This window comes from Bacillus sp. SIMBA_005 (assembly GCF_046535585.1).
In the GTDB taxonomy this organism is placed as follows: Bacteria; Bacillota; Bacilli; order Bacillales; family Bacillaceae; genus Bacillus; species Bacillus pumilus.
In genome coordinates this window covers 123038-144934 of the sequence record NZ_JAWRWI010000009.1, presented here as the reverse complement: position 1 = coordinate 144934, position 21897 = coordinate 123038, and the positions used below count along the sequence as shown (strand labels likewise).

At 41.6% G+C, this 21897-nt stretch carries 20 protein-coding genes and 1 other annotated feature; of the genes, 15 read left to right on the top strand and 5 right to left on the bottom strand.

The window, feature by feature from the left end:
- Nucleotide 1 precedes the first annotated feature (1 nt).
- Complete coding sequence (locus tag SB660_RS15940; RefSeq protein WP_095409340.1) at nt 2-700, top strand: ABC transporter ATP-binding protein; 699 nt, start codon at nt 2-4, stop codon at nt 698-700.
- The gene (locus SB660_RS15935; protein WP_410583264.1) at nt 690-2000 is read left to right on the top strand and encodes an ABC transporter permease; all 1311 of its coding nucleotides are present in this window, start codon (nt 690-692) and stop codon (nt 1998-2000) included. Before SB660_RS15940 ends, SB660_RS15935 begins: the two co-directional genes overlap by 11 nt.
- Before the next feature lie 63 nt (nt 2001-2063).
- Here SB660_RS15935 and SB660_RS15930 read toward each other — a convergent pair whose 3' ends face one another.
- Together SB660_RS15930 and ytvA are read right to left on the bottom strand one after the other, a co-directional pair.
- Nucleotides 2064-2765, bottom strand: coding sequence for a coiled-coil domain-containing protein (locus SB660_RS15930; protein WP_169056705.1), 702 nt, complete (start codon nt 2763-2765; stop codon nt 2064-2066).
- Nucleotides 2766-2851: 86 nt separating this feature from the next.
- Nucleotides 2852-3655, bottom strand: a complete 804-nt coding sequence (ytvA, locus tag SB660_RS15925) for a YtvA family blue-light photoreceptor (protein WP_058015010.1) — start codon at nt 3653-3655, stop codon at nt 2852-2854.
- Between the two features lie 425 nt (nt 3656-4080).
- Here ytvA and SB660_RS15920 point away from each other — a divergent pair, with 425 nt between their 5' ends.
- The 6 genes from SB660_RS15920 to SB660_RS15895 all read left to right on the top strand — a co-directional run bounded on the left by SB660_RS15920 (nt 4081) and on the right by SB660_RS15895 (nt 11681).
- Entirely contained in the window at nt 4081-4410 is a 330-nt protein-coding gene (locus tag SB660_RS15920) for a DUF4257 domain-containing protein (protein ID WP_223250657.1), read from the top strand.
- A 103-nt stretch (nt 4411-4513) separates the two neighbouring features.
- Nucleotides 4514-4735, top strand: a binding site (T-box leader).
- Between the two features lie 97 nt (nt 4736-4832).
- Nucleotides 4833-7247 (top strand): leucine--tRNA ligase, encoded by a 2415-nt coding sequence (leuS, locus tag SB660_RS15915; protein ID WP_410583262.1) that lies wholly within the window; start codon nt 4833-4835, stop codon nt 7245-7247.
- A gap of 130 nt (nt 7248-7377) precedes the next feature.
- Entirely contained in the window at nt 7378-8280 is a 903-nt protein-coding gene (locus SB660_RS15910) for a dienelactone hydrolase family protein (RefSeq protein ID WP_410583260.1), read from the top strand.
- Between the two features lie 46 nt (nt 8281-8326).
- Nucleotides 8327-9079 (top strand): NAD-dependent epimerase/dehydratase family protein, encoded by a 753-nt coding sequence (locus tag SB660_RS15905; protein ID WP_410583258.1) that lies wholly within the window; start codon nt 8327-8329, stop codon nt 9077-9079.
- A 219-nt stretch (nt 9080-9298) separates the two neighbouring features.
- Nucleotides 9299-10159, top strand: a complete 861-nt coding sequence (locus tag SB660_RS15900; protein ID WP_095117953.1) for a carbohydrate ABC transporter permease — start codon at nt 9299-9301, stop codon at nt 10157-10159.
- Between the two features lie 25 nt (nt 10160-10184).
- Entirely contained in the window at nt 10185-11681 is a 1497-nt protein-coding gene (locus SB660_RS15895) for an extracellular solute-binding protein (RefSeq protein ID WP_410583256.1), read from the top strand.
- Nucleotides 11682-11726: 45 nt separating this feature from the next.
- Here SB660_RS15895 and SB660_RS15890 read toward each other — a convergent pair whose 3' ends face one another.
- Both SB660_RS15890 and SB660_RS15885 read right to left on the bottom strand, forming a co-directional pair.
- On the bottom strand, nt 11727-12566 hold the full coding sequence (locus SB660_RS15890; protein ID WP_169056709.1) for an aldo/keto reductase: 840 nt from the start codon (nt 12564-12566) through the stop codon (nt 11727-11729).
- Nucleotides 12567-12578: 12 nt separating this feature from the next.
- The gene (locus SB660_RS15885) at nt 12579-13766 is read right to left on the bottom strand and encodes an MFS transporter (RefSeq protein WP_058015016.1); all 1188 of its coding nucleotides are present in this window, start codon (nt 13764-13766) and stop codon (nt 12579-12581) included.
- Nucleotides 13767-13921: 155 nt separating this feature from the next.
- Between SB660_RS15885 and SB660_RS15880 the strand changes: the two genes are divergently transcribed.
- Complete coding sequence (locus tag SB660_RS15880) at nt 13922-14293, top strand: winged helix-turn-helix transcriptional regulator (protein WP_003217763.1); 372 nt, start codon at nt 13922-13924, stop codon at nt 14291-14293.
- Nucleotides 14294-14330: 37 nt separating this feature from the next.
- On the opposite strand, the gene SB660_RS15875 is transcribed toward SB660_RS15880, so the two are convergent.
- A complete protein-coding gene (locus SB660_RS15875; RefSeq protein WP_180310332.1) occupies nt 14331-16631 on the bottom strand; it encodes a helix-turn-helix domain-containing protein in 2301 nt (766 codons plus the stop codon).
- Between the two features lie 231 nt (nt 16632-16862).
- Between SB660_RS15875 and SB660_RS15870 the strand changes: the two genes are divergently transcribed.
- From SB660_RS15870 to SB660_RS15845, 6 genes are read left to right on the top strand one after another with little or no spacing between them, the layout of a single operon-like run.
- Nucleotides 16863-17828 carry an ABC transporter permease gene (locus tag SB660_RS15870; protein ID WP_003217645.1) on the top strand — a complete coding sequence of 322 codons (966 nt, stop codon included), beginning with the start codon at nt 16863-16865 and terminating at the stop codon, nt 17826-17828.
- 17 nt (nt 17829-17845) lie between these two features.
- The gene (locus SB660_RS15865; RefSeq protein WP_180310333.1) at nt 17846-18958 is read left to right on the top strand and encodes a glycoside hydrolase family 88/105 protein; all 1113 of its coding nucleotides are present in this window, start codon (nt 17846-17848) and stop codon (nt 18956-18958) included.
- On the top strand, nt 18955-19479 hold the full coding sequence (locus SB660_RS15860; protein ID WP_339163535.1) for a lipoprotein YteS: 525 nt from the start codon (nt 18955-18957) through the stop codon (nt 19477-19479). Before SB660_RS15865 ends, SB660_RS15860 begins: the two co-directional genes overlap by 4 nt.
- Before the next feature lie 17 nt (nt 19480-19496).
- Nucleotides 19497-20789, top strand: coding sequence for a Gfo/Idh/MocA family protein (locus SB660_RS15855; protein ID WP_410583252.1), 1293 nt, complete (start codon nt 19497-19499; stop codon nt 20787-20789).
- Nucleotides 20790-20810: 21 nt separating this feature from the next.
- Nucleotides 20811-21494 (top strand): YesL family protein, encoded by a 684-nt coding sequence (locus SB660_RS15850; protein WP_169056717.1) that lies wholly within the window; start codon nt 20811-20813, stop codon nt 21492-21494.
- Nucleotides 21495-21548: 54 nt separating this feature from the next.
- Entirely contained in the window at nt 21549-21860 is a 312-nt protein-coding gene (locus SB660_RS15845; RefSeq protein ID WP_410583250.1) for a rhodanese-like domain-containing protein, read from the top strand.
- Nucleotides 21861-21897 lie beyond the last annotated feature (37 nt).

Sequence of the window (21897 nt, the reverse complement as noted above, 5' to 3'; positions counted from 1 at the left end):
GATGATCCAGATTCAAGCGTTAGATCATGTGTTTAAAATTGGTAAAAAGGGCAGAGAGAATGAGATTCCTGTGCTGAAAGGGATTGACCTGTCCATCAAAAGAGGCGACATTGCTTGTATAGTGGGGCGAAGTGGCTCGGGGAAATCTACCCTATTGAACTTAATTTCAGGATATATTACGCCAACGAGCGGACAAATTGTCATTGATGGTACCGATGTGACTGGATTTAATGAAAAAGAATGGGCGGACTTCCGCTTAGATCACTTTGGTTTTATCTTTCAAAGCTTTCAATTGATCGGGAGCTTAACGACGTATGAGAATGTTGAACTTCCGCTCACTTTAAAAGGTGTAAAGCCGTCTGAACGAAAGGCGAAAGTAAAAGAAATGCTGAAACGAGTAGGTCTAGAACATCATGCAGGGCATTATCCGAATGAGTTGTCGGGCGGGCAGCAGCAGCGTGTGAGTATTGCAAGAGCCTTGATTTTAAATCCATCTATTATTTTAGCGGATGAACCAACAGGCAGTCTAGATTCAGAAACCGAAGGAGAAATCTTAGCCTTTATCCAGCAGCTCAATCGTGAAAAAGGAATCACATTTGTCATCATTACACATGACGATGAAGTTGCCTCCATCGCAGATACAACGTTCCAGCTCCATGATGGTGTATTAAAGAAAGGGGAACAATCCATTGAAATTTAGAGATCAGGTCAAATTCATTAGAAGAAACATGAAGAAAAATAGATTGCGTGTGTTTATGACCATTCTTGCGACGACAATGGCATGCTCTTTCTTAATCGTTTTAGCATCTGTCGGTTTTGGTCTGCAAAAATCAGCGCAAGATGAAATCATGAAACAGCAAATCATCACAGAAGTGAAAGTGTTAGGCAAGGAAAAAGGTGACGTCAAGACAGATGATTTGAAGAAATATGATCATGTGAAATCTGTCGTTTCAAGAACGGCGCTCACTCCATCGGTAAAGATCGAGCTCGATGACCGCTCAGGTGAAACGCAGGTTGCTTTGACCGATATGAAAGAAGAAAAAGAAGCAGGGCTTGAGCTAGACCGAGGTAAAGTCCCAACATCAGCGAACGAAATTGTGGTCGGGTATCATATGGCTGAACAACTGTGGACAAAAAAAGAACGCGAAGCCTATGAAAAAGAATTAAATCAGACATCAAATGGTGAAGAAATGCCGAAAGAGCCTAAAGGCTACACGAAGGATATTTTAAATAAAGTGATTCAAATCAAAGTGCCAAAATTAAATGAAGAAAATGAAGTCGTCAAAGAAAAAACATTTGATTTCCGTGTAGTAGGTGTTATGAAAAAGCCAAATCTGGAGTGGCAGGAGGATCATAAAATTCTCATTCCGAATGCGTATGAAAAAGAATTTGGTCAAATACTCGATCTATCTCCTGAAGCAGGAAATGTCGAGAAAATGACCTCTGTCTATGCAGATAAATTCGACAATGTTGGTGCGCTTACGAATAAGCTGACAGATGAGGGCTACCAAGTCATCTCTGTGACGAATCAGCTCAAGGGAATGGATATGTTCTTTACAGTTTTCAAAATTGGACTTATTTTTGTTGGATGTATTGCGGTCATTATTTCTGCGATCGGGATTTTCAATACGATGACAATGGCTGTAACAGAGCGGACACAAGAAATTGGGATTATGAAAGCCATTGGCGCGAATCCATCCATTATTAAGCGAATGTTCCTCATGGAAAGTGCTTATATTGGGGTGATTGGGTCGATCATCGGAATTATCATCTCATATATCATTAGTTTCGCGGTCAATTTAATCATCCCAGCTATTTTGACGTCCATGTCAGAGGGAGGGTCAAGTGATCAATTCTCGATCACCTTCTCCTACATTCCACTCAGCCTTGTGATTACGGCAACAGTGATTAGCGCAGGGGTAGCGATCCTTTCAGGGCTCAACCCAGCACGTAAAGCAACAAAAACGAATGTATTATCAGCATTAAGAAGAGAAATCTAATAAAAGAACCTCCTAAGACACCCTATGGGGCTGACAGGAGGTTCTTTTTTTCGTGACACATGGCTATTGCTTAGGTGCCCGGTACCCTGCACGCTCTGCTTCTTCTACGGAGCAAAACATTTTGGTTACATTTTTGGTTCTAGAGTAGTATCTGCTGCTCGGTGTGTGATAAATACCGTTGACACTACCTTTGATGTTACAGGCGGCGGATTCTTTTTTTGTTTCCTTCTGTGATTCATGACCGCCTGTACTTTTTCCTTCATCTTTAGGTGCGGAGCGCTGAACGGTAGAAGACTCTGTATCGCTGCTGCTTTTCTTGTTCTCTTTTTTGAGCGTTTCGTTGCTTGAGGCAAGCTTGTCTATTTTCTTTTCAAGCGCTTGAATAGTCTTTTCTTGCTTTTTGACTGTTTCTTTTTCTGAGGTGATGGTTTCTAGCTTTTTCGCTAGCTTTTCTTTATCCTTTGTTGCGTCCTCTAAAGAAGCGGTAAGTTCCTCTTTATCAGCTTTTAAGCGCGTTATGTCAGATGTGAGCTGCTTTTGATCCTTTAACAGCTGTTCTGAAGATGGATCTGCTTGTGCTTTCGGTGCATCTGTGGCAGCAAACGGTAATGACATAATGGAAAAGATGAGACCTAAGATTAAGAAAGGATAAAATAGTTTCTTTGAAAAGATCTGCGCGTTTTGGTGTTTGAGTAATAAGAAATTGACGGCATATCCGATGGCAAAACAAACACATAAAAGACCTATGATGAGTAACATCATCATCTAGAAGCCCCCCTATAGCTTTCATTACACTAATTATACCTCATATTTCCATTTTTAGGGGGTGTTTTAACGAAAAAAGCCCTGTTTTACACAGGGTTTTCAGCTAATGGTAATCCTTTGATTGCTTCCTTAACCGTCAAATAAGTGATTGTATCCTGGAAATCTGTATCCAAGTCTTTCATTTTCATGGCAAGCTGCGGTTTGATCCCTGTGATGATCAGTTCGGTTCCAGTTAAATTGAGAAGATGGTGCAGCTTGAAAATACGTGCTGCAACGGAATCATCAACATCGATTAAACCAGAAAGATCAACAATTAAATAATCATCCTTTGAATCATCTAATATACAAGTTAACTTCGCAACAATGGCATCAAAGCGTTCTTCAGATAGTTTTCCAATGAGAGGCAGAGCAGATACACCATTTTTGATTGGGACGATTGGCGTCGAAAGAGAGGTGACTTCCTGTAAGGAATCTTCTAGGAGCTGTTCATATTCTTTCTGTTTCGTAATATCTTTTTGAAAGCCAATAAAAAAAGTTTTATCATCTTGTTCAATGTATAGTGGATCTATATTGAGTTCATTCCAAAAAAAAGTACCGTCTTTTTTATAATTTTTTAGCTGTGTGGTAATAGGTGTTTTATTCTGTATTCCATGACGTATTAAATCGATCTGTTCTTGATCTGTGTCTTTCCCTTGAAGGAATCGACAATTACGCCCGAGAATCTCATCTGGTTTGTATCCAGTCATGTGTGTAAAACCGTGATTCACATAAACGATAGGGTTATCTTCTAAAGAAGGGTCTGTAATGATAACACCGATCCGCGCATGATCTAGCGCTTTTTTTATAAGTTCAAGCTGTTTTTGTAAGCCGAAGATGTTCGAGCTGACCATATTACCCTCCTTTGTTGCTGCTATGAGACATATCAAATGGTTGTCTTTTCAACCAAAGATACTCCTTACTAACGTAACATAACATATGTTCTGTTTCAACGATTGCAATGGCTTTGTTAAATTTGTCATCATAGTTTGTCCTCCATTAGAATATAGTAAGTAAGGAGACTTTTCTTTAGAAAAAGAAGGAATCAATTGCTCATAATTCATAAAATGACAAAAATAGTTAATATGGATTAGGCAAAAATGATTCCAATGCATCAAGATTGTTTTGGGTCATTCACATATAATGGAAGAAACAAGCTTTTTTTCTTCGTTAGAGAGAATAGACCTTTTACATGGATTATGACGGAACAGCAGAATGGCATTACAGGGGGCTGGACAGCCTGAAGTCGCTTTACTATTCTAAGGGCTTTAGGAAGGTGATGAAAATGCTGCAACAAGTCATTATTGCTTGCGCCATTGGAGGGGTCATGGGCATTCTCGGTCACGTAAAGAAAAAAGGCAGGCTAGAGAAGCCCAGAATGACAAAAAAGTTTATTTATTTAGGGTTTATTGAAGATTGGCTCGTTGGGATGATTGCCGCTACACTGCTTGTCTTATCCTCAAATCCCGATTCTAGTCTGCACTTGGTCATCTTATCAATTATTTCAGGTTACGGAGGAGAAGCAGTTCTGCGAAGCTTTGATTTTGTAAGAGAACAGCATTCACAGAATGCAGACTCCAACCGTCATAACCGATCTCCACACGAATAATTTCCTCTACTTTACCCTGATCTAGGGTACATTCCCATTGTATACAAACCTGCTTGCACTTATGATCATAATTCTATAAAATACTACTTAGATGACGGTTACGATAAGAACAGTGAAGAGGAGTAGTAGGAAAGCAGTATTTGTCTTTAGAGAATTGACGGCTGGTGAAAGTCAATCAAATCTGCTTCTGAACTCGCCTCAGAGTTGCAGTTGCGTTAAAGCTTCTGTCGCATGTCTGCGTTAAAGATATTAAGTGAGCGTACAAACAGAAAGTTACGCTAACAAGGGTGGTACCGCGGGAACCAAAAAATCTCTCGTCCCTTTCCAGGGATGAGGGTTTTTTGTTGATTTTAGAAAAATCTGAATTCTTGCAGCGGTCATCTGAGCAGATACAGCCGTACATATTAAAGGAGGTTTTCACATTGAGTTTTCAGCATCGGGAAATTGAAAAGAAGTGGCAGGATTATTGGCTGACACATAAAACATTCGCCACATCTGACTCGGAAGATAAACCAAAGTTCTATGCACTTGATATGTTTCCATACCCATCAGGAGCAGGACTTCATGTCGGGCACCCTGAGGGCTACACAGCAACGGATATTTTATCACGCATGAAACGTATGCAGGGATATGATGTTCTTCATCCAATGGGATGGGACGCATTTGGTCTTCCAGCAGAACAGTATGCACTAGATACAGGGAATGATCCCGCGGTTTTTACAGAAGAGAACATCAATAACTTCCGCCGCCAAATTCAATCACTAGGGTTCTCGTATGATTGGGATCGAGAAATCAACACGACTGATCCGAATTATTATAAATGGACACAATGGATTTTCTTGAAGTTGTACGAAAAGGGATTGGCGTATATCGATGAAGTACCAGTGAACTGGTGTCCGGCGCTTGGCACAGTCCTTGCAAATGAAGAAGTCATTGATGGAAAAAGTGAACGCGGAGGGCATCCAGTTGAAAGACGTCCAATGAAGCAATGGATGCTAAAGATTACGGCATATGCGGACAGGCTGTTAGAAGATTTAGAAGATATTGATTGGCCTGAAAGCATTAAGGACATGCAGCGTAACTGGATCGGACGTTCAGAAGGTGCACATGTTCATTTCGAAGTAGAAGGACATGATGAACAGTTTACTGTATTCACAACGCGTCCTGATACATTGTTTGGTGCGACCTATGCGGTACTTGCACCAGAACATGCACTTGTTGAAAAAATTACAACAGCTGCTCAAAAAGAAGCAGTCGAAGCATATATGAAAGACATTCAATCTAAGAGCGACTTAGAGCGGACAGATCTTGCAAAAACGAAGACGGGTATTTTCACAGGCGCTTATGCCATCAATCCATTAAATGGTGAAAAGATGCCGATCTGGATTGCAGATTACGTGCTGGCTACTTATGGAACAGGCGCGATTATGGCGGTACCTGCCCATGATGAGCGTGACTATGAATTCGCCAAAACATTTGATCTTCCAATCAAGGAAGTTGTCGAAGGCGGAGACATTGAAAAAGAAGCTTACACAGGTGATGGAAAACACATTAACTCTGATTTCCTCGATGGATTAGGAAAAGAAGAAGCGATTGAAAAAGCCATTGCATGGCTGGAAGAACATCAAAAAGGCGAAAAGAAAGTCACTTATCGTTTAAGAGACTGGCTATTTAGCCGCCAGCGTTATTGGGGTGAGCCAATTCCAATTATTCATTGGGAGGACGGAACGTCTTCAGCTGTTTCTGAGGATGAGCTTCCACTGATTTTGCCTAAGACGACTGAGATTAAGCCAAGTGGTACAGGTGAATCACCTTTAGCCAATATCAAAGATTGGGTTGAGGTTGTCGATCCTGTTACAGGTAAAAAAGGACGCCGTGAAACCAATACAATGCCGCAATGGGCAGGCAGCTGCTGGTATTTCTTACGTTATATTGACCCGCATAACTCAGAAGAGCTTGCATCTCCTGAAAAGCTGAAGAAATGGCTCCCTGTTGATGTATATATTGGCGGAGCAGAACATGCTGTACTTCATCTTCTATATGCGCGCTTCTGGCATAAGTTCTTGTATGATATCGGCGTTGTTCCGACAAAAGAACCTTTCATGAAATTGTTCAACCAAGGAATGATTCTTGGGGAAAATAATGAAAAAATGAGTAAATCAAAAGGAAATGTTGTCAATCCAGATGATATCGTAGAATCTCATGGTGCGGATACATTGCGCCTTTATGAAATGTTCATGGGACCTTTAGATGCATCAATCGCTTGGTCTGAGACAGGACTTGATGGTGCTCGCCGCTTCCTTGATCGTGTATGGCGTCTATTCACAAACGAAGATGGCACAATCAGTGATAAAATAACAGAGCAAACTGGAGGCGCATTAGAACGCAGCTATCATGAAACCGTGATGAAGGTAACAGACCATTATGAAGGTCTGCGCTTCAATACAGGTATTTCACAATTAATGGTGTTTATCAATGATGCCTACAAGGCTGATACACTGCCGAAAGAATATGCAGAAGGCTTTGTGAAACTTCTTTCTCCAATTGCTCCGCATGTAGCGGAAGAGCTTTGGAGTAAGCTTGGTCATGAAGGGTCTATTTCTTATGAAGCATGGCCGCAATATGACGAGTCAAAGCTTGTCGACGATGAAGTAGAAATTGTCGTACAGTTGAATGGAAAAGTGAAAGCAAAATTAACTGTCCCTGCTGATGCGACAAAAGAACAGTTAGAAGAGCTTGCGAAAAATGATGCACGTGTAAAAGAACAGCTTGAAGGGAAAACCATACGCAAAGTGATTGCGGTTCCTAGGAAGCTTGTCAATATTGTTGCAAATTAATGATGACACCCATCGGTATGAACCGGTGGGTGTTCTTTATTTCCCGGGACATAATTTTGTCGAAAACAAGGTGATTGGACTATCGATCTCGTATGTTAACAGGTGATCAACAAAAGGAGGAGTGATGTCAATGGAAAAGGGAAGCAAACGAGAACAACTGCTCAGTCTATTAGGAGAAATGCCAGAACGCCATCGCGTGGAGGCATATACGTTAAAGATTGAGGATCGTGAATCGTATGTAGTCGAAACACTCATTCTTTCAATCCATGGTGTGGAGGAAGTGCCCGCTTATTTTGTGAAGCCGAAGGATACAGTGAAAAAAAGACCCATTGTGCTGTTTCAGCACTCTCATGGCGGGAACTACGTCGATGGGAAGGAAGAGCTCATCAAGGGTGCTCATTATTTGCAAGAGCCTTCATATGCGAAAGAGTTCACCTCAAAAGGCTATAGTGTCCTGGCTATTGATCATGCAGGATTTGGTGAGAGAAGAGGAAGAACCGAAAGTGAAATTTTTAAGGAAATGCTTTTAACAGGGAAAGTGATGTGGGGCATGATGCTGTATGAAAGCATGTGTGCCATTGATTATGTACTGTCTCGACCTGATGTGCTGCCGGACCGGTTAGCTGTTTTTGGAATGTCAATGGGCGGGCTTCTTTCCTGGTGGACGGCTGCGCTTGATGAGAGAGTCAGTGTGTGTATTGATCTTTGCGCACAGGTCGATCACCACACATTAATTGAAACGAACAATTTAGACAGGCATGGCTTTTATTACTATGTACCAAGCTTAGCAAAGCACTTTACGGCAGCTGATATTCAGGAAATGATTTTTCCAAGGCCGCATTTAAGCTTAGTTGGAAAACTTGATCCACTCACCCCCGCTGAAGGCGTAGCACGTATTCAAAAGGGATTGAGTCAAACATATCAAGCGGCTTCATTAAAAGAACGTTATCAGCTTGTTGGTCTTCATGCAGGTCATTTTGAAACAGCCGCTATGCGTCACGAGGTCACTCGATTCTTAAAAAAATGGCTGTAATCTATAAAGGCTTGGACATACTACGTCATTAGAAAGGAGGAGACAGATGAAAAAGATCACGATCATTGGCGGGTGCGGTGTGATCGGCCGTATTTTAACAAAAGAGCTCTCTTCTGAGTACGAGATCATCATCATTGATCAAACGGGCTGTGAAAAAGGAGTCATTTTGGCAGATGCAACGAATGAACAGGGATTATATAAAGCGATTGCGCGAGATACAGATGTTATCATACACCTTTTAAACATGGAGATGACGTATGATGTGATGAATCGTGAGGAGTTTGAAAAAATGAGTGATATTTTTTGGAGGAGCTCTTATTCTATGTTTCGATCAGCAGCAAGGCTCGGCATTCGAAAAGTCATTTTTGCAAGCAGCAATCACGTGACCGATCGTTATGAAAAAGATGGACGCTCCTTACTAGGAAGACATATTACAACAGACGATGTACCTGCGACTCAAAATGTCTATGGCATTTTAAAATTTGCTTCTGAACAGCTAGGTCGTTTGTTCCATGATCAAACGGGAATGTCTGTTATCAATTTACGGATTGGAACGGTTGTGACGGATGAGATGGAGGCATTACACGAGAAAGATCGAACAAAACGAACACTTCTTTCACATGAAGATCTAGCAGGGATGATAAAGGCAGCGATTGAAACGGCCGTTCCCTTTGGCACATATTATGCCGTATCAGAAAACGAAGAAAAGCCTTGGTCTATGAAAAACACGAAGCAGGAGTTAGGCTACATACCCGATGTGAATACGACGGAAATCCTTGAAGAAAATGATCAGGCATAGGGCATAATCATGTCATTAGCTGATGATCTTATTCTTTTGTTTCATGAGCATAAAAGCACGACTGACAGGATCGATCCAGTTGGTCTGTCAAGATGATTATAGACGCTTTCTTCCCTCGTTTGTTACATTTTAATCACGATATCGTCACAGGCTGCAGCTCATTTTCGGATAAAATGATAACGCTTTCAAAGGAAGGGTGTGATGAACATAGATCGTTCTATTAAAGACCGATTGTTCAACTTATTTAATTACTCTTTTCTACTCATGTTCGCATTAATATGTGTGCTTCCGTTCATCCATGTCATTGCTGCCTCTTTTGCTACAGTAGAAGAGGTCATCACGAAGAAATTTATCTTGTTCCCGACCACGTTTTCTTTAGAGGCCTATCGGTATATTTTCTCAACGGATATTGTGTACCGCAGCCTTATTGTGTCCATTCTTGTGACACTCGTTGGAACAGCTGTCAGCATGTTTTTGTCCTCACTCATGGCATATGGGCTGTCTCGTCAGGAGCTAAAAGGCCGGAGAACATTGATGTTTCTCGTTGTCTTCACGATGCTGTTTAGCGGTGGGATGATTCCGACGTTTATTGTGGTGAAAACTCTTGGTCTGCTTGATACCTATTGGTCACTAATTCTACCGGTTGCGATCAATGCGTTCAATTTGATCATTTTGAAAAACTTCTTTCAAAACATTCCGGCAAGCCTTGAGGAATCAGCGAAGATGGATGGCTGTAACGATTTAGGGATTTTCTTTAAAATTGTGCTGCCACTTTCTTTGCCAGCCATTGCGACCATTTCACTTTTTTATGCCGTGACGTATTGGAATACGTATATGACCGCCATCCTGTATTTAAATGATTCAGTGAAATGGCCGATTCAGGTGCTTCTAAGGCAGATTGTCATTGTTTCGAGCGGAATGCAGGGGGATATGTCGGATATGGGATCATCCACACCACCGCCAGACCAAACGATTAAAATGGCTGTCATTGTGGTAGCCACCATTCCCGTTTTGCTTGTCTATCCATTTATTCAAAAGCATTTCAACAAAGGGGCATTACTAGGTTCTGTAAAAGGTTAAAAAGAAGGAACAACGGAGGGATCTTATGGGGAGAAAGAAATTATGGCTGATTGCGTTTGTTCTGTTATTTGCAGCAAGCGGTATTTTATCCGCATGTTCAAGCAAAGGAAGTTCATCGGATGAAAAAGTTGATTTAGACAAAAAAGTGAAACTGACATGGATGGCCATTTTGTATCACCAGCAGCCGCCGAAAGATTCGGTTTTAAAGGAGATTGAGAAGCTCACAAATACAGAACTTGATATTACGTGGGTGCCTGATGCTGTGAAGGAAGACCGGTTAAATTCTGCCCTTGCTGCAGGGAATCTGCCGCAGATTGTGACGATTCAAGACATTAAGAATTCGTCTGCTATTAATGCATTCAGATCAGGTATGTTCTGGGAAGTCGGTCCGTACTTAAAGGATTATCCAAATTTAAGTAAGATGAACAAACTGATTAATAAAAACGCCTCTATAGACGGTAAGCTTTATGGCATCTATAGAGAGAGACCACTTTCAAGACAAGGAATTGTCATTCGAAAGGATTGGCTTGAAAATTTAAATTTGGATACACCAAAAACGTTGGATGATCTTTATGAGGTAGCGAAAGCCTTTACTGAAAAAGATCCGAATCAAAACGGAAAAGCGGATACAATTGGCTTTACGGATCGGAACGATTTGATTTATGGAGCATTTAAAACACTTGGTTCATATGAGGGAATGCCAACAGACTGGAAAGAAGAAAACGGCAAATTCACGCCAGAATTTATGACAGATGAGTATATGAATACGATGAAATATATGAAGAAACTGCGTGATAATGGCTATATCAACAAAGACTTCCCTGTAACAAGCAAAACACAGCAGCAGGAATTATTCTCACAAGGAAAAGCAGGAATCTATGTTGGAAATATGGTTGATGCTGTGAACTTGAGAGATGATGCGACAGATAAAAACATGAAAGTCGATATCTTAAACCGAATCAAAGGCCCAGATGGCAAAGAACGGGTGTGGGCATCAGGTGGTCATAATGGCATCTTCGCATTCCCTAAAACAAGCGTGAAATCAGAGGCAGAATTAAAGCGAATTTTGGCCTTCTTTGATCGCATTGCGGAAGAAGATGTCTATGGTCTCATGACGTACGGTATAGATGGCGAGCATTATAAGAAAGAGGAAGGAAATACATTTGTGAGGGAAGAAAGCCAAGTGAAAAGCTGGCAGACAGATGTACAGCCGCTTGTCAGTCTAGTAGGCATTGATAAAAGGTACTTGAAAAATAAAGGGGATGCGGTTCGTACAAAATATGAAGAGCTGGAAGAAGACAATCAAAAGATCATCGTCGCCAACCCTGCTGAAGCCCTGTATTCAGAAACAGCCTCAGAACGAGGAAATGAATTGAAAAAAATCATCGATGATGCGACCTATAAGTTCATTCTTGGAGACATCAGTGAAGATCAATTTAAGAAAGATGTAGAGAAGTGGAAATCAAATGGTGGCAATAAAATCATTGAAGAATATGAAGCTTCCTTTAAAAAATCAAAATAATCAACATAAACACCCCCGCACAGTTAAAAAGCGGGGGTGTTTTCATTAAAAGTCAAAGTTGTCTGGGTCTGGTCCGATACGTTTGTTTTCATTTAAATCAGACAGGCGTTTCATATCCTCATCTGATAAGGCAAAATCAAATATGTCTGCATTTTCTTTTAAACGATGCGCTTTCGTTGATTTTGGGATGGTGATAACGCCTTTTTGCACATCCCAGCGCAAAATAATTTGAGCAGGTGTTTTGCCGTATGTGTCCGAGAGTTCTTTGATCACCGGATGATGCAGCAGTTCACCCTGCATGAGCGGTGACCAAGCTTCCATTTGAATGCCGCGAGAGTTCAAATACGTATAGAGAGTTTCCTGCGTAAGCTTTGGGTGAAACTCCACTTGATTGATAGCTGGTATGATGTCTGCATCTTTTAATAGTTCGTCTAGATGATGCGGCTGGAAGTTGCTCACACCAATGGCTCTAACCTTTCCTTCTCGATACAAGGTTTCCAGCGCACGCCAAGCGTCTTTATATTTGCCCTCAACCGGCCAATGGATTAAATATAGATCAAGGTAGTCAAGCTGAAGTTTTTTCAAACTTTCCTCATATGCTTTTAGAGTGGATTCATATCCTAAATCGGCATTCCACACTTTTGATGTCACAAAGAGGTCTTCGCGGCGCAGTCCTGTTTCTGCAAGACCAAGTTGTATGCCGCGCCCAACCCCTTCCTCATTACCATAAATAGCCGCTGTATCAATACTGCGATAGCCTATTTGAATGGCTGTTTTGACGGCGTCTATTAATTCTGCGCCATCTTCAACCTTGAATACCCCAAGACCAAATCCGGGCATGTGGACTCCATTGTTTAATGTTTTTGTACTTTGTAAATGATTCATATTGAACACTCCTTAGATGGTTTGATTTTGTTCTTGTTGTTCGATTCGAAAACTAATCATTGTGAGAATGGCTGCGATAAGGACCATGATACCGCCGACCCAGCCTGTATGCACAAGCCCAAGGGTATCTGTCACGATGCCGCCTAAAAATGAGCCGATGGCGATACCAGCATTAAAGGCAGCAATATTCATAGCGGAAGCGACGTCGACTGCTCCTGGTGTGTATCTTTCTGCAAAGTCAACGACAGCTACTTGCAATCCAGGGACATTCATGAAAGCAAAAAGTCCCATCAGCATGACAGTTGCAATGCCTAGCACTGTAAATCCAGCAGTCAAGCTAAGGATAAACAAAATGATGCTTTGGATGATAAACATGTAAATGAGTGCTTTCATTGGCTGCTCATTAGCAGCCTTTCCGCCAATGACATTTCCAGCTGCGATCGTGATTCCGTATAAAAGCAGGATCAATGCCACCGCCCCTGGCGCAAGGCCTGTCACATGCTGTAAAAGAGGAGATAAATACGTAAAGACGACAAAGGTTCCTCCGTATCCTGTTGCTGTAATGACAAATAGAAGCAAGATTCTTTTTGTTTTTAATAAAACAGCTTGATCCTTAAATGATGTTTTCACGCCTTGCTTTAATTGAGATGGAACAAGAAAATAGTTAGATATTAGTGCGATTAGACCAATGATCACAATCACACCAAATGATGTCCGCCAGCCGAGCTCATGACCAAGAAATGTCCCAAATGGCACACCTGTCACAGTCGCTACTGTTAAACCAGTGAACATAAAGGCAATCGCGCTTGCCCGTTTTTCTTTCACTACAAGGCTTGCTGCAATTGTAGAACCGATGGACATAAAGATTCCATGGGATAGGGCTGAAATGACCCGTCCGATTAAGAGGACTGAAAAGGTCGGAGCCATCGTGGCAAGTGTATTTCCAATCAAAAAGACGAGCATAATGAGCAAAAGCAATGTTTTCCTTTTCATCGTTGAAGTCAAAGAAGTCAAAATAGGCGCGCCGAATGTCACCCCAAGTGCATATAAAGAGACGGTCCAGCCAGCCTGACTGACGCTCACTCCAAAGTCCTCTGAAATCATCGGCAAAAGACCGACACTAATAAACTCAGTGGTTCCTATAGCAAAAGCACTAATAGCTAGTGCGAGAAGGGCAAAGTGGTTTTGTTTTTTCTTCATGAATCAGTTCACATCCTTCTGTGATGACATTTTGATAGACGAAGCCGATCGGCAAGAGTTATTATCTAACATAGATGACGAAAAAAAAAGTACGTACTTTTTTGTAATATAGGTACTAAAAAGTGCCTATTCGTATAAAGAGGAGTGAGGATTTAATGGAAAAGAAAAAATATAATATCTCCGTGGAAGCGACCCTTGAGGTCATTGGCGGGAAGTGGAAGTGCGTGATTTTATGTCATTTAACACATGGGAAAAAACGTACAAGTGAGTTGAAGCGGCTCATGCCAAACATCACACAAAAAATGCTTACACAACAGCTGAGAGAGCTTGAAAGTGATGGGGTGATTAACCGAATCGTGTATGAGCAAGTACCGCCTAAAGTGGAATATGAATTAAGTGAATACGGTCAGTCGCTCGAAAGAATTCTGAATGCGCTATGTGATTGGGGAGCAGCTCATATTGAACGCGTGTACGGAGAGCCGCTTTCAGTGCTGGAAGACAGCATTTTAAATGAACAATTTAAATAAAAAAGTCCCGCTTCCTATGAGAGCGGGACTTTTTGTCTTATATGCCTTTTTTCTGGTCGCGGTATTTGCCGGGGGTCGTGCCTTCTAGTTTTTTGAAGGAACGAATGAAGTTTTGCGGGTTTTTATATTTCAGCTTTTCCGAAATTTCTTTGACGGACATATCGGTCTCCACGAGCCAGTTTTTGGCGACATGGTGTCTGTAGGATGAGAGATATTCACTAAAGGAAATATCCATTTCCTTTCTAAAGATACTGCTTAAATAATTTGGGTTGTAATGCAGGCGTGTAGCGATTTCATCCAATGTGAGATCTGAGTCGAATTCTTGATGAATGATATGAATGATCTTTTCTGAGATGTTTTTGTATTGTGATTCCTCGCGTGCACCAAGCTGGTCAATAATCGGCCGAATGATCTCATGTTTTAGCCATGCTTCGGTATCTTCAAATGTTTTAAATTCAAAAATCGTATCATACAGCATTTTATTGTCTTCGACCTCAAATAATTCAATGCCAAGCAAATGCATCAGCTCAATCAAATTGTTTAAAAAACGGGCGAGGGCGATATGGTACTCGTGCGGTCCTGCATTTTTAGAGAAAATGGATTGCAGGAGCACATGTAAATAGTGATCTGCCTTCCCTTGATCACCTGCTTTCATCGCATCAAATAAATCATGCTGCAGCTGCTTTGGAAAATGGGTTTTAAACGTTTTTCCTTGCTGGATATGTTCATATAAGATAATGGACTTTTTCTCTGCTTTGAGCCTGTATTTTAAGGCCTCTTTTCCTTCAATGTAAGCCTGTTTTGCCATCGTAAGCTCCTGAAACTGACGGCTGATCCCGATGCTGATCGATAAACCGAGCTCTTCCTCGATACGCAGCTGAATCGTCTCTGCTAATTGGTTTAAATATTCAGTAAACTCTTCATCTGACTTTGAGTGATTTAGGATAATTGTCGTTTGATGCTGATTGACAACTGTTGGCTGCAGATGCTCCTCTTGCGGAATAATCTGCTCAATGAGTCCATTGATCGCAAATAAAAGTAAGTCAGCATCCTTTTTTTCATAAGGTGTTCCTTTTAGCGTATCAATTTGGGTCACAAGCATGGATAAGTGAGACCAGTCCTGAGGGAATCCTAAACTTTGGAACCGGTTGTTAATCTCTTCTTCTGTCAGCTTTCCGAGCAATAGCCGCACCATAAAGTATTGCTGGAGGTGCGTGACTTGCTGCTCAATACGTTCCTCTAAATCATTGTTTTGATCCTTCATTTGTTTAATACTCGACTCAATCAACTCAAATTCATTTTGAAAAGGCTGCTTTTGCAAAAAGGATTCATTGCGTGCAAAGGACTCGTATAACAAGCGGATTGGTTTATAAAAGTGTCTGGACCCAAACCATGAAAATAACAATGAAAGCGCTAACAAAACAAAGCAGATAATAAAGGTGATCCACCCAATTGATTTCGTTTGTGCCTTAAGTTCTGGAATAGAAACAAAGGATAGGTACGTCCATTCGTTATAGTCTGATTTTTGAAACGTAATTTGATAGTTTAGTTCCTCGATCTTCATGTTAAATTGACCTGATCGTTCTTCACGTGATAGGACATGCTTGACGAACTCTTGATTTTTCAAGGATTCACCAATTTGTTCTTTGCGGTTATGTAACAGCACTTTTCCGTTAGTATCAATGACAAACATACTGTCAGATTGAGAGAAGTCCGGCATATTGTCAGCAATCGTACAGCTCGGAATGCTGGCGACAGCGATCCCTTTTTTCTGGACACTGTTCATAGGGAGTTGTTTGATTAAGTTCACATTGTATTTGCAAAAGGAGGCCTTTCCTTCTTTTGTCGCAACAAGTGGATTATTCTCTTCAAGTGCCCAGCTGGAATGACTCGGAATATTGAGGTAAGAGGTGAGCGCTTTCTCTTGGTCTCCGCTTGTGACATGATAAAGCCCCGAATTGTTCATGTACCAGTCTTCCATTTTACTGACGAGTGTAATATTGGACAGATCGGTGTCAAAGGTTTGCAGGTAGTTGAGTTCCTGCTGTACTTGATTATAAAGCTGGAATTGGTCTGGATTTAAAGGTTCTGCCAGTGTTTGAAGGAGAGGCGGCGAACTGACATAGTGAGTGAGAGAATGATCAACAGTCTTTAAAATATGCTCAATATTGGATTGCGTTTGTTTAACGCTGTCCAGCTTTTCATTTGAGATATTTTCGAGTGCTGTTTTTTGTGAATGATGATAAGAAAAAATACCGACAATGATGACAGGAATCGTACTAAGCATGAAAAAAAACGTGACGAGCTTGTAATAAAATTTATATTGCCTTCTTTTCATAAAACCCCCCATTTCAAACGGAACAATCTTTTCCTCTTTATTTATTAATCCAAAAATTTGGTAGGTTTGTCAATAATCATTTTCTGAGATTAGGATCATTTTCTCATGTTTTATGTAACGTTTTGAGTAGCTTCCCCTAAGTAAATATGATCTGATGATATGATTGTAGACGGATTTTTCATCCTTAAGATACAGTTAACACATGCATCAGCATGAGGGGAGGCTTTATCTATGAAAACAGAGGATGTCACTGCCAAGGGTGTGCCTGCGGCAGCTTTGAAAAAAGAAAGAAGAAAGCGCTTACTTAATCAAATGCTTAGTCAAAAGTTTTTGTATGTCATGATTTTGCCAGGGCTCATTTATTTTCTTGTCTTTAAATATGTGCCGATGTGGGGGCTGATCATTGCCTTTCAAGATTACCAGCCGTTTCTCGGTATTCTCGGCAGTGAGTGGGTTGGCTTCAAACACTTTATTCGATTGTTTACAGAACCAACATTTTTCATCTTATTAAAAAATACACTGATTTTATTTGCCATGAATGTTGTGATTTTCTTTCCAATTCCGATCTTATTGGCCCTGCTTTTAAACGAGGTCAGATTGGCATTGTTTAAGAAATTTGTGCAGACGATGATATACATTCCTCACTTCATGTCATGGGTGATTGTCGTGTCCTTATCCTTTGTTTTGTTAACAGTAGATGGCGGGTTAATCAATGAATTAATTGCTTTCTTTGGAGGGGAAAAGATTAACTTCCTTCTTAGTCAGGAATGGTTCAGGCCGATGTACATTTTACAAGTGATCTGGCGGGAAGCAGGGTGGTCGACGATCATTTACCTAGCGGCGATTACAGCGGTAGATCCGCAGCTATATGAAGCAGCGAAAATGGATGGAGCCGGCAGACTGAGACAAATGTGGCACATCACGCTTCCTGCCATTAAAAGTGTGATTGTCGTTCTGCTTATTTTGAAAATAGGTGACACATTAGAGCTTGGCTTTGAGCATGTCTATTTATTACTCAATGCAACGAACCGGGAAGTAGCAGAAATCTTTGATACGTATGTTTATACAGCTGGTCTTAAGCAAGGGCAATTCAGCTATAGTACAGCTGTTGGTTTATTTAAAGCAGCCGTTGGACTCATTTTGGTCATGCTGGCGAACCGTTTAGCGAAGAAATTTGGGGAAGAAGGTATTTACTAAAAAGGAGATGAAGAAAAATGACATTATCGACTAAAAAGGGATCACCACTTGAGCATGCAGAGAAATTAGCACAAACAATTATGAAAGCACATACACCTATTGAGCTGCCTCCAGCTGGAAGATGGCATTATCATCAAGGCGTTTTTCTTTGCGGTGTGATGAAGCTATATGAGTCAACGGGGAACGAGACGTATTTCAATTATGTGAAAAGCTACGCAGATTCGCTCATTGATGAGTATGGAAACCTGTTATTTCGAAGAGATGAACTTGATGCGATCCAAGCAGGGCTCATTTTATTCCCTCTTTATGAACGAACAGGAGAGAAGCGGTATGTGCTGGCAGCAGAGAAGCTCCGCGGGCTTTATCGCACATTGAATCGCACATCTGAGGGCGGATTTTGGCATAAAGACAATTATGCTTATCAAATGTGGCTGGATGGTCTTTACATGGGAGGACCTTTTGCCTTAAAGTATGCAAAGCTGAAAGGTGAAGAGGAACTGGTGGATATGGTGATCCAGCAAGAGCATCTCATGAGAAAGCATACAAAAGATGAAAAAACAGGCTTGTATTATCACGCGTGGGACGAACGAAAAGTGATGCCATGGGCTGATCAAAAGACAGGCTGTTCTCCCGAGTTTTGGGCAAGATCATTCGGCTGGTATGTCCTTGCATTAGCAGACATGATCGAGGATCTGCCAAAGCAGCATGAGGGGCGAAAAGTGTGGAAGGAAACGCTGACAGACATGCTGGAGAGTGTAGCTAGGTACCAGGATCAAGACACAGGTCTCTGGCATCAAATCATTGATAAAGGTACTCATAGCGACAATTGGCTTGAAAGCTCTGGATCGTGTTTATTCATGTACGCCATGGCAAAAGCCATGAACGAAGGGTATGTCAGCCCCCGCTACACAGATCATGTGGTGAAAGCTTACAAAGGCTTAATTCAGCATAAGACGGCTGTGACAGAAAACGGTGATTTTACCATCAATGATATATGTATCGGAACATCCGCTGGATTTTATGATTACTACGTCGGTAGAGAAAGAAGCACAAATGACTTGCACGGGGCAGGCGCTTTTATTATGGCGTTAACTGAGCTAGAGAAGCTGCCTGTTTTTCAAAAGGCATGAAGAGGCAAAAAAGGGCTGCGGCATGGTTGATCAGCTTCATCGCTGCCTTTTGTTTGTCAGCCTGTCATGGGAAAACAAACGGTATCGATGTTCTGATTTTTTCTGATATGTCAAAGGGGATGAAGGATCAATTAGTCGAGAAGGCTTTTCAAACGGAACAAGAAACGTATAGCGTCCACATCTTTCCGGCGATTCCTGAAAAACTTCTTGTTGAAATTACCGCAAAAGAGGGGGACATCATGCTTGTCCCGGAAGAAATGTTTCGAACGTATGATGATCCTGAAAGCTTTCAATTGCTTGAAGAGATGGGTATAGATGGTCAAGCGGCAGGGCCATATACGACCGAGGATCAAAGGACAGGGAACACGGTCGATTATGCGGTTCAAGTTCATAAAGGCACGAAAAAGCTAAATGGCTATACCTTTCGTTTACATCGCGATATGGTCGCTTTTATTCCCGTGTATGCAGACAAGTCCAAAGAGGCGCTGTCTCTCATGAAACAGCTTCGTGAAAATCGATAGAAATAGGGGTGGGGACTGTGAAACGGGTCGTAATTTGCGGACTCAGTCAGCGTGCGTTCAATATGTTTATTAAACCGCTCACAGAGGATTTCAATGAGCAATACAGGATTACAGGGCTTTTAGATATAGATCATCATCGGTATACACTTTGTCAGGAGCGTTTTCCATCACTGCGGGGCGTCTCGTTTTTTCATGAAGAGGCATTTGATCAAATGGTGAAGGAAGCAAAGCCAGATATCGTCATTGTGGCAGGCAGGGATGACACACATGTCACCTATATTTTGCAAGCACTTGACCATGACCTCGATGTCATCACTGAAAAGCCGATGGTTACAACAGCAAAAGACGCCAAAAAAGTAATGGAAAAAGAAAAGGAAAGTAAAGGAAAGGTCACAGTCACTTTCAATTATCGCTACAATCCATTTCATCGAAAGATCAAAGAACTCATTTTAGAAGGAAAGATTGGAAGGGTCACATCTGTTGAATTGAGCTGGCTCATTGATACGTATCATGGCGCTAGTTATTTCAAAAGATGGAACCGCACGCGGCAATTCTCTGGCGGACTATCCATTCATAAATCGACGCATCATTTTGATTTGGTCAATTGGTGGATCAATCAAAAGCCGAAGCAAGTATTTGCCTATGGGGCGCTGAATTATTACGGAGATAAAAGTCCTTGGAATCCTTTGCAGGGAGAAGAAAACAGGTATTGCGGAACATGTCATGTGAAGGATACATGTCATTATGAAGCAAGATGGAATCCGAGAGTAGAATGCTCAAAAGTCGAGGACGATCATATCGAATCGGGTCAGAGTCAAACGCAGCAATACGCCAATTACCGCCCAGACGCCTGTATTTTTGATGAGGAAATTAACATTGAGGATACATATGTGGCATCAGTGGCATATGACCAAGGGGCCCTCTTCAGTTACTCGATTCAATTCTCAGCACCCTACGAAGGATACCGGCTTGCTATTAATGGGACGAAGGGGCGTATTGAAACAAATGAGTTTCATGTGCCATCCAGAATTCCTTTTCAATTCCCAGAACAGACGATTTCTTATTATCCGATGTTTGGGGCAAAAGAGACAATTGAAGTCGTGAAGCAGCCAGGAGGACATGGCGGCGGAGATCCTCTGCTTTTGGCCGATTTATTTATCGGGAAAGATCCTTTAATTCACTATGATATTTCGGCAGGAGCAGAGGCTGGTGCTTATTCAATTGCACTTGGGGAAGGCATGTGGCGGTCTGTTGCAGAGAAGCGCCCAATTGACATAGAAGAGTTGCTTCATAAAGAGACGGTGTCATAAGAAAGAGAGGAGGGGAAAGAGATGGATCATGATGGTTCAATGAGCAGAATGCTGCGAATGTGTGAGTGGGTGATGAGACTCGCCTATACGAATTTGCTATGGCTGCTGTTCACCATGCTGGGGCTTGGGATCTTTGGATTGATGCCTGCGACCACTGCGTTATTTTCGGTGATGAGAAAGTGGATACAAGGGCATGAGCAAGTGAGCGTTTTCCGGACTTTTTGGAAGGTGTACCGTGAGGAGTTTGTACGCTCTAACTTGATTGGAGTGGCGCTACTGATCATAGGGACGATTATATATGTAGACCTTGCGTTTATTTATCCAACGAGCTGGTTTTTGCATGTGCTTCGTTTTGCCATTTATATCTTTGGTTTTCTCTTTGTTGTGAGCTTGTTTTATATTTTTCCGCTGCTGGCTCATTATGATTGGAAAAAACGTCTCTATCTGAAATTCTCTCTTTTGCTCGGTATCTCATATTTACAATATACACTCTGTATGCTCGTTTTCTCGGCTCTGCTGTTTGTTCTCTTTGCTTATTTGCCGGGAATTGTGCCGTTCTTTAGTGTGAGTATACTCGCCTATGGCCATATGTGGCTGGCCTATCAAGTATTCAAAAAAGTAGAGTTTGAAAGTGAGCAGCAGACTGCCGAAGTGAAGAAACGCCTGCCGTCTTTCCTTCAATCGAAGCGGGTGAATACACAGTGATGCGGTTCATTTGCTATAATGGTGTCACCGTGATTAAAAGGAGAGATGAGCGCCGTGTCAGTAAAAGAAATCTCAATAGAAGAATTAAAACAAAAGCTAGGGCAAGAAGAAGCGATTCAGCTTGTTGATGTGCGTGAGGACGAGGAAGTAGCAGAAGGAATGATTCCAGAAGCGGTCCATATTCGAATGGGAGATATCCCGGAGAAACTGGATGCATTCGATCAAACGCAGGAGTATTATATTATTTGCCGCTCTGGTAAACGTAGTGAAAATGTCTGCTATTTCCTAGAAGACCAAGGCTATCAAGCGACCAATGTCGTTGGCGGAATGCTTGCTTGGACAGGAGAAACAAAACCGAAGCTGTAAACAGAAGTCCTTTCATCTCACAGATGAAAGGCTTTTT

What these genes read in the sequence shown, in the direction of transcription:
- SB660_RS15940 (WP_095409340.1), top strand. Translation starts at nt 2, where the DNA reads ATGATCCAGATTCAAGCGTTAGATCATGTGTTTAAAATTGGTAAAAAG.
- SB660_RS15930 (WP_169056705.1), bottom strand. Translation starts at nt 2,765, where the DNA reads ATGATGATGTTACTCATCATAGGTCTTTTATGTGTTTGTTTTGCCATC.
- ytvA (WP_058015010.1), bottom strand. Translation starts at nt 3,655, where the DNA reads ATGGTCAGCTCGAACATCTTCGGCTTACAAAAACAGCTTGAACTTATA.
- SB660_RS15920 (WP_223250657.1), top strand. Translation starts at nt 4,081, where the DNA reads ATGAAAATGCTGCAACAAGTCATTATTGCTTGCGCCATTGGAGGGGTC.
- SB660_RS15910 (WP_410583260.1), top strand. Translation starts at nt 7,378, where the DNA reads ATGGAAAAGGGAAGCAAACGAGAACAACTGCTCAGTCTATTAGGAGAA.
- SB660_RS15905 (WP_410583258.1), top strand. Translation starts at nt 8,327, where the DNA reads ATGAAAAAGATCACGATCATTGGCGGGTGCGGTGTGATCGGCCGTATT.
- SB660_RS15895 (WP_410583256.1), top strand. Translation starts at nt 10,185, where the DNA reads ATGGGGAGAAAGAAATTATGGCTGATTGCGTTTGTTCTGTTATTTGCA.
- SB660_RS15890 (WP_169056709.1), bottom strand. Translation starts at nt 12,566, where the DNA reads ATGAATCATTTACAAAGTACAAAAACATTAAACAATGGAGTCCACATG.
- SB660_RS15885 (WP_058015016.1), bottom strand. Translation starts at nt 13,766, where the DNA reads ATGAAGAAAAAACAAAACCACTTTGCCCTTCTCGCACTAGCTATTAGT.
- SB660_RS15880 (WP_003217763.1), top strand. Translation starts at nt 13,922, where the DNA reads ATGGAAAAGAAAAAATATAATATCTCCGTGGAAGCGACCCTTGAGGTC.
- SB660_RS15875 (WP_180310332.1), bottom strand. Translation starts at nt 16,631, where the DNA reads ATGAAAAGAAGGCAATATAAATTTTATTACAAGCTCGTCACGTTTTTT.
- SB660_RS15870 (WP_003217645.1), top strand. Translation starts at nt 16,863, where the DNA reads ATGAAAACAGAGGATGTCACTGCCAAGGGTGTGCCTGCGGCAGCTTTG.
- SB660_RS15865 (WP_180310333.1), top strand. Translation starts at nt 17,846, where the DNA reads ATGACATTATCGACTAAAAAGGGATCACCACTTGAGCATGCAGAGAAA.
- SB660_RS15860 (WP_339163535.1), top strand. Translation starts at nt 18,955, where the DNA reads ATGAAGAGGCAAAAAAGGGCTGCGGCATGGTTGATCAGCTTCATCGCT.
- SB660_RS15850 (WP_169056717.1), top strand. Translation starts at nt 20,811, where the DNA reads ATGGATCATGATGGTTCAATGAGCAGAATGCTGCGAATGTGTGAGTGG.